The 15,088-nt window shown below is 61.6% G+C and carries 12 protein-coding genes and 1 pseudogene; 8 read left to right on the top strand and 5 right to left on the bottom strand.

The genetic code is table 11. The features are described from left to right. The first annotated feature begins 331 nt into the window (after window positions 1-331). The 7 genes and pseudogenes from trxB to BSU04_RS49075 all read left to right on the top strand — a co-directional run bounded on the left by trxB (window position 332) and on the right by BSU04_RS49075 (window position 6,050). Window positions 332-1,327 (top strand): thioredoxin-disulfide reductase, encoded by a 996-nt coding sequence (trxB, locus tag BSU04_RS42425; RefSeq protein WP_089166167.1) that lies wholly within the window; start codon window positions 332-334, stop codon window positions 1,325-1,327. 273 nt (window positions 1,328-1,600) lie between these two features. Continuing rightward, the gene (locus tag BSU04_RS42420) at window positions 1,601-2,485 is read left to right on the top strand and encodes a Smr/MutS family protein (protein ID WP_089166235.1); all 885 of its coding nucleotides are present in this window, start codon (window positions 1,601-1,603) and stop codon (window positions 2,483-2,485) included. Between the two features lie 2 nt (window positions 2,486-2,487). After that, the gene (locus tag BSU04_RS42415) at window positions 2,488-3,108 is read left to right on the top strand and encodes a trimeric intracellular cation channel family protein (RefSeq protein WP_089166166.1); all 621 of its coding nucleotides are present in this window, start codon (window positions 2,488-2,490) and stop codon (window positions 3,106-3,108) included. Between the two features lie 169 nt (window positions 3,109-3,277). Then, window positions 3,278-3,931 (top strand): protein-L-isoaspartate O-methyltransferase family protein, encoded by a 654-nt coding sequence (locus tag BSU04_RS42410; protein WP_089166165.1) that lies wholly within the window; start codon window positions 3,278-3,280, stop codon window positions 3,929-3,931. A gap of 179 nt (window positions 3,932-4,110) precedes the next feature. After that, window positions 4,111-4,434, top strand: coding sequence for a rhodanese-like domain-containing protein (locus BSU04_RS42405; RefSeq protein ID WP_089166164.1), 324 nt, complete (start codon window positions 4,111-4,113; stop codon window positions 4,432-4,434). Beyond that, window positions 4,395-5,504 (top strand): annotated as a pseudogene (locus BSU04_RS48415) (TolC family protein). The gene BSU04_RS42405 and the pseudogene BSU04_RS48415 overlap by 40 nt, the downstream one beginning before the upstream one ends. Before the next feature lie 24 nt (window positions 5,505-5,528). Further along, a complete protein-coding gene (locus BSU04_RS49075; protein WP_089166161.1) occupies window positions 5,529-6,050 on the top strand; it encodes a TolC family protein in 522 nt (173 codons plus the stop codon). Between the two features lie 66 nt (window positions 6,051-6,116). On the opposite strand, the gene BSU04_RS42385 is transcribed toward BSU04_RS49075, so the two are convergent. The 3 genes from BSU04_RS42385 to hemC are packed head-to-tail and all read right to left on the bottom strand — an operon-like array spanning window position 6,117 to window position 10,548. After that, window positions 6,117-7,310 (bottom strand): heme biosynthesis protein HemY, encoded by a 1,194-nt coding sequence (locus BSU04_RS42385; RefSeq protein WP_179258626.1) that lies wholly within the window; start codon window positions 7,308-7,310, stop codon window positions 6,117-6,119. Further along, entirely contained in the window at window positions 7,310-9,481 is a 2,172-nt protein-coding gene (gene hemDX, locus BSU04_RS42380; protein ID WP_089166159.1) for a fused uroporphyrinogen-III synthase HemD/membrane protein HemX, read from the bottom strand. Before hemDX ends, BSU04_RS42385 begins: the two co-directional genes overlap by 1 nt. Before the next feature lie 56 nt (window positions 9,482-9,537). Next, window positions 9,538-10,548: a hydroxymethylbilane synthase gene (gene hemC / locus BSU04_RS42375; RefSeq protein ID WP_089166158.1), complete on the bottom strand. Its 1,011-nt coding sequence runs from the start codon at window positions 10,546-10,548 to the stop codon at window positions 9,538-9,540. Window positions 10,549-10,894: 346 nt separating this feature from the next. Here hemC and ppc point away from each other — a divergent pair, with 346 nt between their 5' ends. Beyond that, the gene (gene ppc / locus BSU04_RS42370) at window positions 10,895-13,969 is read left to right on the top strand and encodes a phosphoenolpyruvate carboxylase (RefSeq protein ID WP_089166157.1); all 3,075 of its coding nucleotides are present in this window, start codon (window positions 10,895-10,897) and stop codon (window positions 13,967-13,969) included. A 130-nt stretch (window positions 13,970-14,099) separates the two neighbouring features. Here the strand turns inward: ppc and BSU04_RS42365 are convergent, their stop codons facing one another. After that, entirely contained in the window at window positions 14,100-14,912 is an 813-nt protein-coding gene (locus BSU04_RS42365; protein ID WP_089166156.1) for a hypothetical protein, read from the bottom strand. 30 nt (window positions 14,913-14,942) lie between these two features. Continuing rightward, the coding region (locus BSU04_RS42360) for an IS4 family transposase (RefSeq protein WP_306299672.1) at window positions 14,943-15,088 on the bottom strand (146 nt) is incomplete at its 5' end.

Genomic DNA, 15,088 nt, shown 5'->3' with positions numbered 1-15,088 from the left:
AGGTTTAATGACGCATTGTAAACGCTGCGTTGCGATGATCTAGGAAAAATGGTCTGCAGTTTCACCCTGTAACACTCGCGTTACAGGGTGCGCGCCCTGGAGCGTGCTATGACCGTCATTGAAAGGATCACTCGGCGAGGGTTCTTTACGCCCTTTATAATGGCGAACTCGCACCTAACTACAGGTCACCGGCAGCAGTGCGTGGCATGCGGTTCGCCGCCACGAGCGACTCTCCACCGTCCGCGCGCTCAAGTCGATATGAATCATTTATCGGATTAACGCAGATCAACGCGGATCAATGATTCGGCCCTAACCACAACGGATTGCTCTCATGTCTTCGCCCAAACACGCAAAAGTGCTGATTCTCGGTTCCGGCCCCGCCGGCTACACCGCCGCTGTCTACGCGGCGCGTGCCAACCTGTCGCCGTTGCTTATTACGGGCCTGGCGCAGGGCGGTCAACTCATGACGACTACCGACGTCGAAAACTGGCCCGGCGACCCATTGGGCGTGCAAGGTCCGGAACTGATGCAACGTTTGCTGGAACACGCCGAGCGCTTCAACACTGAAGTTGTCTTCGATCACATCCACACCGCCAAGCTGACCGAGCGGCCTATCCGCCTGATTGGCGACTCGGGTGAGTACACCTGCGACTCGCTGATCATTGCAACGGGTGCATCGGCGCAATATCTTGGCGTGCCGTCGGAAGAAGCGTTCATGGGCAAGGGCGTGTCGGCATGCGCCACGTGCGACGGATTCTTCTACAAGAACGGTGAAGTCGCCGTGATCGGCGGCGGCAACACGGCTGTGGAAGAGGCGCTGTACCTGTCGGGTATCGCCAAGAAGGTGACCGTGGTTCATCGTCGCGACAAGTTCCGCGCCGAACCGATCCTGATCGACCGCTTGCTCGCGAAGGAAAAAGAAGGCCTGGTCGAGATCAAATGGAACCACGTCTTGGATGAAGTCACGGGTGATGCTTCCGGCGTGACCGGCTTGCGCATCAAATGCACCGAAACCGGCACGACCAGCGACGTACCGCTGCAGGGCGTATTCGTTGCGATCGGCCACAAGCCGAATACGGACCTGTTCGTTGGCCAGCTCGAGATGAAAAACGGCTACATCATCACGACCGGCGGCCTGCAAGGCGGCGCAACGGGCACGAGCATTCCGGGCGTGTTCGCCGCCGGCGACGTTCAGGATCATATCTATCGCCAGGCTGTCACCAGCGCCGGCACGGGTTGCATGGCCGCACTCGATGCACAGCGTTATCTTGAAAGCATCGACGAAAATCCCGCCGTGCATTCGATGAGCGCCGAAGCAGAACGGTAAGCGGTGGGAGAGGCGGCGCCCAGGTAGCAAGAGTTTCCGCGCTGCTTGAGCACGCCTCGGTATTGCCCGGTTTTGGTATGCAGGGGCGCAAAGAAACGCCGGTCGCGATCCTCTGGATCGGCCGGCGTTTCCGTTTTGAGCACGCTCGACGCTGAATCAAAACGGGTAGGAAAATACCCGGCGCACCGATTTTTTGCTCGTCCCATGTTAAAAAGGGTTTCCGAAAGCGGCGTGAACCGTGTTTCGCCGCCGTGCATTTTCTTCTGCCGTGCAATGCCCAAGAACCTGCCCCATCCGAACGAACCCAGGCTGAAACGCCAGCGCGATGCCGCGTCGGCGTCGGCGTCGGCGTCGGCGTCGGCGCCCAATACCGCCGCCGGTCCGCCCAAGGCCGCTGCGCCAACGCCGGAAGAGGTGTCGGCGGCCTTGAAACGCGATGGCCTCGCTGGGCTCGGCGCGTTGCGCATCTCGCTTGAGACCGCTGCGGCCAAACGCAAGATCCAGCGCGCCGCAGCCGTAATGGCCGAGCGGGAAGCCGTGGCGGACGCGGATGTTTTCCGTCGTTCCATCGGTGAAGTGGAACCGCTGAAAGTCCCGCCCCGCATGACGCTGCCGCGCGTGCCGCCGTCACCGCTGCCATTGCAGACGCGCCTGGATGAAGAAGCCGTCCTGCACGAAGCCCTCTCCGACGAATACGATCCCGAAAGCCTGCTCGATACCGACGACTCCCTCTCCTACTGCCGCCACGGCGTGCGTCAGGAAGTGGTGCGCAAGCTCCGGCGCGGCGCATGGATCGTACAGGCGCAACTCGACCTGCACGGCATGCGGCGCGAGGAAGCGCGTGAGGCACTGTCAGAATTTATCCGTGAATCGGTGAAACGCGGACTGCGCTGCCTGCGCGTGATTCACGGCAAGGGCCTTGGGTCGATAGGACGCGAACCAGTGCTCAAGGGCAAAGTGCGCGCGTGGCTCGTGCAGAAAGAGGAAGTGATCGCATTCTGTCAGGCGCGGCCGCACGACGGCGGCGCGGGCGCCGTGCTCGTGCTGCTCCAGCCGGGCAGCTCACCGCACCACCACAGTCATCCGCAGGATCGGGATCACCCGCCTCACCGAGATCGCGATTCCGACCACCGGCACGCAGAGCGAAAGGGGCCGTAACCGTGCATCCGAGGCTCACGCTGGCCATCTCGATCATGGAGGCGTTCGCGATCTTCGCGTATGCGATTTCCGGGTTGATCGAAGCGAGAAAGCGCCGGCTGGATGTTGTCGGGGCATTTCTGGTGGCGCTCGCCACTGCTTTTGGCGGCGGCACGATGCGCGATGTGCTGCTGTCGCGCCGGCCGTTTTACTGGGTCCAGCATCAGGACTATGTGATCGTCATCTTCATCATGGCGATCTTTGCGCCTTTCCTGCTGCGTACGACCACGCGCCTGTTCGATCAGCGCGCGTTGCTGATTGCAGACGCCGTCGGACTGGGCCTGTTCAGCATTTCCGGGACGTCAATTGCACTCGATGCGCAGATGCCCGCGTTCGTAGCAGCCATGATGGGCGTGGTGACGGGGGTGTTCGGCGGCATCATGCGAGACGTGCTGTGCAACGAGGTCCCGTTGATCCTGCGCGACTCTCGCCCGTATGCAGTGTGTGCGTTCGCGGGTTGCTGGCTCTATCTCGGGCTCGACTGGCTAGGGCTGGAAGGGGTGTACAACGTACTGGCATCGACCGGATTTATTTTGATCGCACGGCTGGTCACGCTCAAGCTCGACGTCCGCTTGCCGCACTGACCGGCAGTCGCGACGCCGGTCCCGCCAACACGCGCCAGCGAAAGCCGCCGGCTATTTGCTACAATCTATCCTCGTTTTTGGCCTTATTTCCGGCATTGCAATTACTTGCATTTACGTTAGCTCGTTACGTCAACTCCACACCAACGGTCGATCGACCTGCAGACTGAACATGAATATTGAGCAAGCGCGTTTCAACATGATCGAACAGCAGATCCGTCCCTGGGATGTGCTGGACCAGGACGTCCTGAACCTGCTGTCGATCGTCAAGCGTGAAAATTTCGTTCCGGCCGCGTATCGCAATATCGCGTTCGCGGATCTCGAAATTCCGCTGCCCGCCGGCCAACACATGCTGTTTCCGCGAGTCGAAGCGCGGGTGCTGCAGGAACTGGCCGTGAAAAAACACGAAGTCGTGCTGGAGATCGGCGCTGGTTCGGGATACATGGCGGCGTTGCTCGCTGCACGCGGCCGTTCGGTCACCAGCGTCGAAATCGAGCCTGAACTCGCGAAGCTGGCCGCAGACAACCTGGCGGCGAACGGCGTGTCGAATGCGCTGGTCGAGCTCGGTGACGGCGCGCTGGGCTGGAAAGAGGGCGAACCCTACGACGTGATCTGCGTTTCGGGAGGCCTGCCGGTCATGCCGCAGGAATTCCTCGATCAGTTGAAGATCGGCGGCCGGCTGGCGGCGTTTGTCGGCAGCGCGCCGGTCATGAAAGCGCAGATCATTACGCGCGTGGACGAAAAGCAATTCCGCGTCGCCGATATTTTCGAAACACTGATCCCGCCGCTCAAGAACGCCGTGCACCCGTCGCGCTTCAAGTTCTGACACGACCTGATTTCAGGTTTGAACTCGCGCTGGCGGTAGCACTGGCGCTGATCACTGCGCTAATTTTGGCGCTATGCGGCGAGTCCGAAGCGTCACGTAGCAAGCTGCGTCTTTGTTTGTGCGGGTAGCATCGGCGGGCCGCTCGGCTCGCTGTCGCTAACCACTTTCACCGGAATCCCATGCAAAATCTGTCCGCACCCGAACTGGCCGAATGGCTCGCCGATACCTCGCGTCCCGCCCCTGTCCTGCTCGACGTCCGCGAACCGTGGGAAATTGAAACCGCCAAGCTCGCCAACATTGTCGCCATCCCGATGCGCGATATCCCGGCGCGCAGCGAAGAACTGGACGACGAAGCGCAGATCGTCTGCATTTGCCATCACGGCGCCCGCAGCGCGCAAGTTGGCATGTTCCTGGAGTCCCGCGGCTTTACGCAGGTGTTCAACTTGTTTGGCGGTATTGACGCATGGTCGCGTCAGGTCGACCCGGCCGTTCCCACGTACTGATCCGTCCGCTTTCGCGCCGTCGGTTTAGTCGTTCTACCCTTTCCGCTTACGGGTCCCGGACGAATCCCATGCGCCCGATGTTCGAACTCGCGCCATGCAGTATTGGCGCCGGGTTTGCATGCTCGCCGGCCTCGGCCGTAAGTCTCAATCAGCTCTACGACGAAGCGCTTGAAACCGACGCGCAGCTCCAGAGCGCGCGTGCCAGCCTCACTGCCGACAGCGAGCAATTGCCCCAAGCCCGCGCGAAGTTGTTGCCGCAACTCTCGGCATCAGTGACCGCCAGCGAGCAGCGCACGGAGCTCGGCGGCGGGTTCCCAGCGTCGACGGGAAACAGCAACGGTTAAGTCGTTTCGCTGACGCAAACGCTCATCAACGTCGCTAGCTGGCAAGGTTATCAGCAAGGCCAGATCTCCCAGACATCCGCGCAGGCGCAGTTCGAAGCCGCCCGGCAAGACCTGATCGTGCGGCTCGGCCAGGCGTACTTCGACGCCCTTTCCGCGCAGGACAGCGTAGTAATCGTGCGCTCGCAAAAGGCGTCGATTGCCGAGCAGCTCGAATCAGCGAAACGCTCATTCGATGTGGGCCAGTCGACCATCACCGATACCAATGAAGCCCAGGCAAAATACGATCAGGCGATTTCACAGGAAATCGCGGCGCAGAACGACCTTGAGGTGAAGTTGGCTGCACTGGAGCAGATCGTCGGGCATCCGGTAACGCGGGTGGATGGTCTGGCACACGGCGTGACGCTGCCGCCGCCCATTCCCGCCGACATGCAGCAATGGGTCGACATGGCACGCGACGCGAACTATCAGGTCGTGCTCAAGCGACTGGCCGTGGCGAACTCGCAGCGGGAGATATTGAAGGCGCAGGCCAGTCATTATCCGACACTCGATCTGGTCGCGAGCTACGGAAAAAACAGTCTGGGCGCCGCAGGCGCCGGGAATTTCGGCGGGAATTTCGGCGGGAATTTCGGCGGGAATTTCGCCGGGAATTTCGGCGGCGGTTTCGGCAGCGGCGCGAATACGATCTCGCCGCATGTACCCGCGGCCGCAGCAGAACTGGGCAACTAAGGCGCGTATTACACGAACGCGACCGTGGGCGTACAGCTCACTATTCCGCTGTACGAAGGCGGCGCCACGCAGAGCCGCGTGCGCCAGACACTGGCGCTGGAAGACAAGGCCGCAGCGGATCTGGATGCGGCGCGGCGTTCGGCGGCGTTATCGGCGCGGCAGGCATTTCTGGGGGTATCGAGTGGACTTGCACAGGTCCGCGCGCTCGAAACCGCTGAACGATCCGCGCGGACGTCGCTTGAATCGAATCTGCTCGGGTATCAGGTGGGCGTGCGGATCAACATCGATGTGCTCAACGCACAGGACCAGCTCTTTTCGGCACGACGTGATCTCGCGAAAGCGCGTTACGACACGCTGATCAACTCGCTGAAACTAAAGGCATCCGCGGCCAGCCTGACCGATAGCGACGTGCTCTCGCTGAACACACTGCTCTCCCCCACCGCCGACACGGCACTGACTACGTTGCCGGTAGCGCCAAGCGTGCCGCATCCGGGCGCAGCGGCAGGTAAAACTAACGCGGTCGGCCGCCGCCCGATGCCGCAATAAAAAACCGCGGGCTTCTTTCGAGTACGAATACGGAAGAAGCCCGCGGTTTTGCAGAGCCCGTAAAAATCAAACCACGTTCATTGCCAGCGCGCTCTCGCGATAATGCAGGCTCGCCTTTTCGCTATCGCCGAGTTGTTCGTGCAAACGGGCCAACGCCCGATGCGTGCGAATCTTTAGCGGTTCGTTATCGGCGAGCTTCAATGCCGATTCCAGGAACGCTTGCGCCTTGCCCCACAACTGCTGATGCAGGCACAGCCGCCCAAGCGTGAACATCAGGTCCGCGTCTTCGGTGCGCTCCTTCTGCCATGCTTCGGCGCGCTGAATCAACGGCAACGCATCGCCCGGTGACGCGCAATCCGGATACCGCCGCAACAGTCGCGCGTCCCAGTTGTGATTCAACGCTTCTTCAACAATCTTGCGCGCGTCGTTCCTTCTATCCAGCGCGATCAGCAATTCGGCGGCAAGATCGGCCAGCCGAGGCGATTGCCGCTCGGTTGCCGACAACGACTGCCAGAACTCCAGCAACGCGTCCGGGTTATGTCGCCGGTCGCGCAGCAAATTCTCCGATGCAACCTGACGCAAGCGCACCGCGACCGCCGGATGCAGCGCCTCGCGTTTCTCCAGTGTCTTGACCAGCTTCAGCACTTCGCCCCAGTTCTTCAACTGCTGCTGCGCGCGCAACGCAATCTGCTGCGCATGCAGCCGCCGGCCGCCCTGCGCCTGCATCTCGGTCAGCGCTACCAGCGCGCCGTCCGCATCGCGGCCATCGGCGCGCATGTCGGCCGTGGCCATCAGACGGGCGTCTTGCCAGTCGCTCTCCTGCACCTTGGCGAGCCATTCGTCGCGACGCGCGTACTCGTTCATCTCATGCGCCGCCTTCGCGCCGATCAACCCAGCGGCACCCGCGTTTTCATCGGCGATCAGGGAATCGCGTGCCGACTTCTCCGCCTTGGAAAAACGCCCCGCATACAAATGGCCGATGGCATCGCGCAACGCGGCGTTGGCCTTCGCGAGCCGCGAGCGGGTCCGGTACGCCGACACCCGCTGCGGCATTTTCAGCACGCTGCGAACGGCGCGAAGCACGGTGTAGATCACGATGAACGACACGACCAGCGCCACCACGAACAGATTCAGCGATATATCCACCCGATACGGCGGCATGACCAGCAGCACTTGCCCGCCGTCGAAGACGCCAACGAGCGCCAGGCCCGCAGCCGCTGCGAACAGCAGTACAAACCAGATGAGTCCGCGCATCGTCATCATCCGCCTCGCTTGAACTGGTGGACCGCCGCAAGACTCGCGTTCAGATCGGGCACGGTGACCGCGAGTGACGCCTGATCGACTTGCTGCAAGAGCGTACGAACCGCCTTGACCTTGCCCGACGACTGATCGAAATAACGGCCGAGCGCCGTGTCCGCCGCGTGAAGATCCGACTTGAGCGCAGGTTCACTGCGTGACAACAGCGACAAGCGCGCCGACAACAACCGCAGTTTCACGTTTTCGCGCACGAAATAGCCTTGGTCGGGCGACGCGAGCATGGCGTCGGCGTTATCGATACGACGCACCGTCACCAGGCTCGACAACTGCTGCCCGATACCGCTCGCAATCTGCTGCAACCACACTCTCCAAACCGGCTGGCCGGTCGCGGCCGCGATGGAAGCAGTATCGCGCGGGGTATCGGCGTGGGCGGTGGCCGGCGTGATCGGCGCTTCGCCCGCCAGCGGCAGGGAGTCGATCTGATCGATTGCTGTATCGAGCTTGATGGCGAGCCCGGTGAGATCGGTGGACGGCGTCGCGTGCAGCTTGTCCATGTCCTGCGCGATGGCCTTGCGGATCGTCACGATCTGCGGACCCGTGGTGGCGGCCAGGCGCGTGTCCGCACTTTGCAGCGCGAACAGCGCGAGCTGGACGTTGCCGGTGAGCTGCAACTGCTGGCTCGCGCTCGACAGGATCTGCTCGACTTCGGCGAGCGTCCAGTCGTCGCGATTACTCGCCAGATCCTGGTATTGCTGTTGCAGCGCCTGGCTTTGCGCCTGCGCGTCGGTGAGTTTGCCCTGGAACTGGATGATCTGCGTGTTGATGGCGGACACGGAGCTGGCAGCCTGATCAGCCTGTGCGCGCAAGGCGTTCGTCTGCGTGTCGCTCGCTTGCAGACGTTGCGCGAATTGCGCGTCGCGCTGATCGAACTTGCGGTTGAGCATGAAACCGCCCACGCCCGCGACCACCACGACAATCAGCAGCACCAGCCACAGCAGCGCCGTGCCCGAGCCACCGCCACGCTGTTTTGGCTGAGACTCGTAGGGCGTGAACGGCGTGTTCGGCGGGTTCGACGACGAGGACGAGGACGGAGTCGACGTAGCGGACTGCGAGGCGGTTTTACTTGAATCGATCGAATCAGTCATGCGTGATTGAGCCGGTTGGTGAGCCGGCGTTGAAGCCGGCCTGGAATCCGTCGGCGCGGGCTCCTGGTTGGTTTGACTGGATTGACCGAACGGCGCTGCCGTCGAGGCCTTGTATCCATGTTCCTGCGCTTTTGCAACCTGCGCGTCGAATTCTTGTTCGGGTTCTCGTTGTTTCGCGGTCTGTTCCGATGCCGCAGCGAAGATGCCGCCAAGCGCCTGCACGATACGCTCATCGCCGGCGCCGGACACCATAATCCTATCAAAACCCGCTTGCCGCGCGGCTTCGGCAATACGCGGATGCGGCGTGACGAGCGGCGCGTGCTTGAGCGTGAGGGTTTCATCGACGGTGAGATGTTCGCGGGCGAGCTCCTCGAGATTGCGCACGCCTTCCGAGCTCGTGAGCAGCCACGCGTGCGGCTCGCCGGCAAGCAATGCATGGATGCGTTCCCAGTCGAGCATGGAAGGCTCCGGCACGATCCGCCGATACGCCGCGACCTTCTCCACTTTCGCGCCCGCTGCGCTGAGCGCGTCAGCCAGCCATTCGCGGCCACCGTCGCCGCGCACGATCAGTACCCGTTTGTCCTTGAGACCATCGGGGCCGACATGCGCTTCGATAGCCGCATACAACGCCTCGGAATCGTAACGGGGGTCCGTGGGTGTTTCGGTCACCGCTGCACCAGCCGCCGGGCTGATGATCGTATAGGCCGGGGGCGCCACGCCTTGCCGCGCGAGCGCAGCCACGCTGCCGGGACCGACCACGCCAATCGCAACGTGCGAGGGCCATGCGGAACTGAGCGCGGCAAAAGCGTGATCGATAGCATTCGGCGAAACGAACACCACCAATGCAAAGCCAAGCTCAGCGGGTGCATACAGTTCGCCGAACGCGGCGTGCAGCGGCGCTGCATCCGCCACCGGGCCGATATCGATGAGCGGAAACTCGATCGACTCGAAACCAGCGCGCGCAAGCAACGCCAGCAACGCGGCCGACTGGCCCAAAGGGCGCGTGACGACAACAGCGGGGCGCTGCATTGGCGGTTGGGTTGGCCCTTGCGCCGACGAATGGGCAGATCCTTGAGCGCTCGCCATTAGTCTGCAGGCGACGCAGCGGGGGGAATACGCACGCCGCTCGCGGTGCTCAACTCCCGGACGATGTCCATTGCGCCCTGCGCTTCGAGTTCGGCCGAGACGCGGCTGCCGAGATCCAGCGCGGCCTGCAGGTCGGCGCCGTCGGCGGCCGTGGCCGAGCCTTCGGCGCGCAGGACCCGCGTGCCGTCGACAGTCGATACACAACCGCGCAGATGCAGCACGCCGTCGCGCCAGTCGGCATAGGCCGCGAGCGGCACTTCACAACTGCCGCCGAGCGAGCGCGACACCATTCGTTCGGCTTCGACGGCGGCGGCCGTCGCCTCATGGTGCAAAGGCGCGAGCCACGCCGCGAGTTCGTCGCGGCCGGAGCGGATCTCGATACCCAGTGCGCCTTGCCCTGCCGCCGGCAGACTGATTTCGACCGGCAAACTGGCACGAATCCGTGACTCGAGGCCGAGGCGTTTCAACCCGGCGGCGGCAAGGATGATTGCCGCGTAATCACCGCGATCAAGTTTGCCTAGACGGGTATCGAGGTTGCCGCGTAACGGACGGACGTCGAGATGAGGGAACTGCATGCGCAACATGGCTTCGCGGCGCAGGCTGGACGTCCCCACGATGCTGCCTTCAGGCAGTTCAGAGAGCGATGCATAGTGAGGCGAGACGAAGGCATCGCGGGGATCTTCGCGCTCGAGAATCGTGCTCAGCGTGAAACCGTCAGGCAGTTCCATGGGCACGTCTTTCAGCGAATGCACGGCCAGGTCTGCGCGGCCGTCGGCCAGCGCAGCTTCCAGCTCCTTGACGAACAGGCCCTTGCCGCCGACCTTCGACAAGGTCCGGTCGAGAATCTGATCACCGCGTGTCGTCATTCCGAGGATTCTGACGTCGCAAGATGGATATAATTTGTGCAGCGCAAACCGCACGTGCTCAGCCTGCCACATGGCTAGACGGCTTTCCCGCGAGGCAATGACCAGAGTGTCGGGCGGTGGCGTGGGAGGCGTCTCGGAGTTCATTGCAAGTCAATCGGATGACGGGATGGATAACAAACAATGGTAGCACGCACGCCATTGCCCAATTACAGTCGGACCCCGTGCCCGAACGCCACGGCGCGGGCTTCGGACGAGGCGGAAGGACGAAGACAGCAAAGGTGTGCCGCATCATGCGGCATCGCCGGGGCCCGCATTTTATCGTGTGGCTGCGGCAGGGCACCTTCGCAATCCAAGGTTCCATCCGCCACGGTGTAATGATGCATGGCAAAGCAGTAGAACGTCGCACCGGCCGGCGGACTCGCGCCCTTTCATCTTTTCTGGCGCCCGGCGGCCTCGGTATCCTGTCTCTGGCTTTCAAGAGGAATTCAACGTGACGTCTCCCGGATCGGCGCGCAACGCCCGCCCCCGCCGCAACGCTGTATCGAAGGATGCTTCTTCCGCCGTGCCCGCCACGGCGCCCGCCGTGCGTAGCCGCGCGGCCACGGTCGCCAAGGCGTCCAAAACCGCCGTCTCCGTGAAAACGGCTACGGCCGGGACAACCAAACGTGTGGCGAACGGCCGCGCTGCCGCTGCCGCTTCCGTGTCCCCCGCGCCCGCGGAAATCGTGAAGAACGGCAAAGCCCCCAAAGCCCCCTCGCGCGCGCGCGACAACAAGGACCATCCGCTCTTCGAAGACATCCGCTATCTCGGCCGCCTGCTCGGCGACGTGGTGCGCGAGCAGGAAGGCGACGAGGTGTTCGCTGTCGTGGAAACGATTCGCCAGACGGCTGTGAAATTTCGTCGCGAAGAAGACAACGAGGCGTCGCAGACCCTTGAAAAGCGCTTGAAATCGCTATCGCCCGAGCAGACGGTAAGCGTCGTGCGCGCGTTCAGCTACTTCTCGCATCTCGCGAACATCGCGGAAGACCGGCATCACAACCGGCGCAGGCGGATACATGCGCTCGCCGGTTCCACCCCGCAGCCAGGCACGATGGCCTATGCCATCGAACGCCTGAAGGCGAGCCCGAATGCGAAGAATGCGAAATCGGCGAAGGCTACGTTGCAGAAATTCTTCGATAACGCGCTCATCGTTCCCGTGCTGACCGCTCACCCGACTGAAGTCTCGCGCAAGAGCATTCTGGATGCGCAGCACCAGGTCGCACGGCTCTTGGCCGAGCGCGATCAGGAGCTGACCGCGCGCGAACGGGCGCACAACGAGGCCATGCTGCGCTCGCGCGTGACGTCGCTCTGGCAAACGCGGATGTTGCGCGACGCCCGCCTGACTGTCGCCGATGAAATCGAAAACGCGCTCTCGTACTACCACGCGACGTTTCTCGAAGAAATCCCCGCGCTTTACGCCGACATTGAAGCTGCGCTGGCCGAGCATGGCCTACCCGCTCGCCTGCCGCCGTTCCTGCAAATGGGTAGCTGGATTGGCGGGGATCGCGACGGGAACCCCAACGTCACCGCGCCCACGCTCGTGCACGCCATCACGCGGCAAGCCACGGTGATCTTCGAACATTATCTCGAGCAGGTTCACAAGCTGGGCGCGGAGTTGTCGGTGTCGCATTTGCTGGCCGGCGCAAGCGACGCGCTGAAGACACTCGCCGATGCTTCGCCGGATTCGTCGCCGCATCGTATCGATGAACCTTACCGGCGCGCGTTGATCGGCGTGTATGCACGGCTGGTGGCGAGCGCCGACGAGCGGCTCGGGCGCGGCTTGGTCGCGGCGCGTAGCCGCCATCCAGCGAAACCGTATTCATCGGCGGCAGAATTCGGCGCCGACCTGAATGTGCTGATCGAATCGCTGGCCTCGCATCATGGTGAGTATTTGTCGGCGCCGCGGCTGTCGCCATTGGCGCGTGCCGCAGAAGTGTTCGGCTTCCATCTGGCGAGCATCGACTTGCGTCAAAGCTCGGATATCCACGAAGCGGTGATCGCGGAACTGCTCGCGCGAGCGGGCGTCCAGGACGATTACGCAGCGCTGCCGGAAGCCGACAAGATCGCGTTGCTGCTGAGCGAGCTCGCACAACCGCGGCCGCTGCGCCTGCCCTATTTCGACTATTCCGATCTGGCCAAGAGCGAACTCGGCGTGCTGGAAACGGCACGCGTGACGCGTGAGAAATTTGGTACGCGCGCGGTGCGCAACTACATCATTTCGCACACGGAAACAGTGAGCGATTTGCTGGAAGTGATGCTGTTGCAGAAGGAAACGGGCTTGCTGCAGGGACGGCTCGGACATGCCAAAGACCCCGCGCACGATGGCCTGATGGTGATTCCCCTGTTCGAAACCATCGCCGACTTGCGCAATGCGCCGCACATCATGGGCGATTTTTTCGCGCTGCCGGGTGTGGACAAGCTTGTCGAACTGCAAGGCGGCGAGCAGGAAGTGATGCTCGGCTACTCCGACAGCAACAAGGACGGCGGCTTTCTCACGTCGAACTGGGAACTGTACAGGGCGGAACTGGCGCTGGTGGCGTTGTTCAAGCAGCACAGGACCACGCTGCGGCTCTTTCACGGTCGCGGGGGTACGGTCGGACGCGGAGGTGGCCCGACCTACCAGGCAATCTTGTCGCAGCCGCCGGGTACCGTCGACGGCCAGATTCGTACGACCGAGCAAGGCGAAGTGATCGCGAGCAAGTTCGGTAACGCGGAGATCGGGCGCCGCAATCTCGAACTCGTGGTTGCCGCGACGCTCGAAGCGTCGCTTCTGCCGCACGAAAACACGCCGGCGCAATTGCCGCTGTTCGAAGCCACCATGCAGACCTTGTCGGATTCGGCCATGGCTGCGTATCGCGCGCTGGTTTATGAAACACCCGGCTTCAAGGAGTATTTCTTCGAATCGACGCCGATCTCGGAGATTGCAGAATTGAACATCGGCAGCCGGCCCGCATCGCGAAAACTGCAGGATCCGAAGCAGCGCAAGATCGAAGACCTGCGGGCGATTCCGTGGGGCTTCTCGTGGGGCCAGTGCCGCCTGCTTCTCACGGGCTGGTATGGCTTCGGCAGCGCGGTGACCGAGTTCCTGGATGCGTCGACCGATGCCGCCGAGCGCGCGCGCCGTCTCGGCACGCTCAAGAAAATGCACAAGACCTGGCCGTTCTTCGCGAATTTGCTGTCGAACATGGACATGGTGCTGGCGAAGACGGATATCGCAGTGGCATCGCGTTATGCGCAACTCGTCACCGATAAAAAACTTCGCAAGCACGTGTTCGGCCGGATCGTGGCGGAATGGGAGCGGACGTCGAACGTGTTGTCGGAGATCACAGGGAATACTGAGCGGCTGGCGAATAATCCGCTGCTGGCCCGGTCGATTAAAAACCGCTTCCCGTATCTCGATCCGCTGAATCACTTGCAGGTGGAGTTGCTGAAACGCCATCGAGCGGGGGATGACAACGTGCGGCTCGGGCGGGGGATTCATTTGACGATCAACGGGATTGCAGCGGGGTTGCGCAATACGGGGTGATTAATGGGTATGGTGCCGGCTTCACGACATCGAAGAACCAGTTCGACAGTCCAACCGGCACCGTCGCGATATTCGCAGGACAACTGACTTCTCGCAGAAAGGACAGTCAGTTTGTCGGCGTTGCTTCAGTTCAAATCTGGAAACTCCAGCCGGCATTGGCGATAGGGAAGCCATAGCCGTTGCCGGGGATATAGATACTGTTGTTCTGGATCACAGCTCCGTCACCTGTAAATTTCGTCTGCGCCGTCATTTGACCGGTTGTACTGTAATTGTTCGACCAATACGAACCATCATTGTTATACGTATACTTCGTGAAACCGCTCAGTTGGCCAGAAGTATTGAATCGGTCTGCCTCGATTTGCCGACCGATTCCATCAAACAAGTCGCGCTCAAAGAGCCAGTTTTGTGAGTACTGATAGTAGTCGTAAATAATGTGGTTAGAACCAAAAAGAGCGATATATTCCTTCGCTCCGTCAAAACTGTGCGAAATGTAGCTGTTATCGACTGAAAAATCGTACTGTTTCGTCGCCTTGCCATTCGTGTACAAGATATCCTGTGTCTTGAAACCGCTGGCACTGAAGGTCGCATATTCGGTTATCAGGCCGTTAGTGCCGAAGAGTGCTGCGAACTGACTGCCGTCGCTGTTGAACGCGTGAGAGGCGTAGCTGCCGTCCAAGTTGAAGTCCAACTGTTTCGTAGTTTTTTGGTCCGCGCCGAAAAATATGTCTTGCGTCATAAAACCGCTGGCGTTGAACTTCGCATATTCCGTCACTTGCCCATTGACACCAACCAATGTTGCCGTCTGCGTGCCATCCACACTGAAGTCGTACTTGGTATAGCTCTTGTCGAGATTAAAGTTGTATTGCTGCGTCGCCTTGCCGTTTGTATAGAAGATGTCCTGGGTCTTGTAACCGCTGGCGTTAAATGTCGCGTATTCCGTCATCTGACCGTTGACCCCGTACAATGCATTCCATTACACACAAGTCTGATGCTCAAGCTCGCGTACGTATCTGATGCCAGCAGCGAAGTCCACCACTCGCTGCATGCCTTGCCAGATGGTTTTGACGCCAGGCTCGCCGTCGCCTTTGCGCGCGAGGAAGCCGCCGAGCATGGCGACGA

The sequence above is a fragment of the Caballeronia sordidicola genome (assembly GCF_002220365.1).
Lineage (GTDB): Bacteria > Pseudomonadota > Gammaproteobacteria > Burkholderiales > Burkholderiaceae > Caballeronia > Caballeronia sordidicola_C.
The sequence above is the reverse complement of the archived record's forward strand: the minus strand, read 5'-3'. Positions and strand labels throughout refer to the sequence as shown.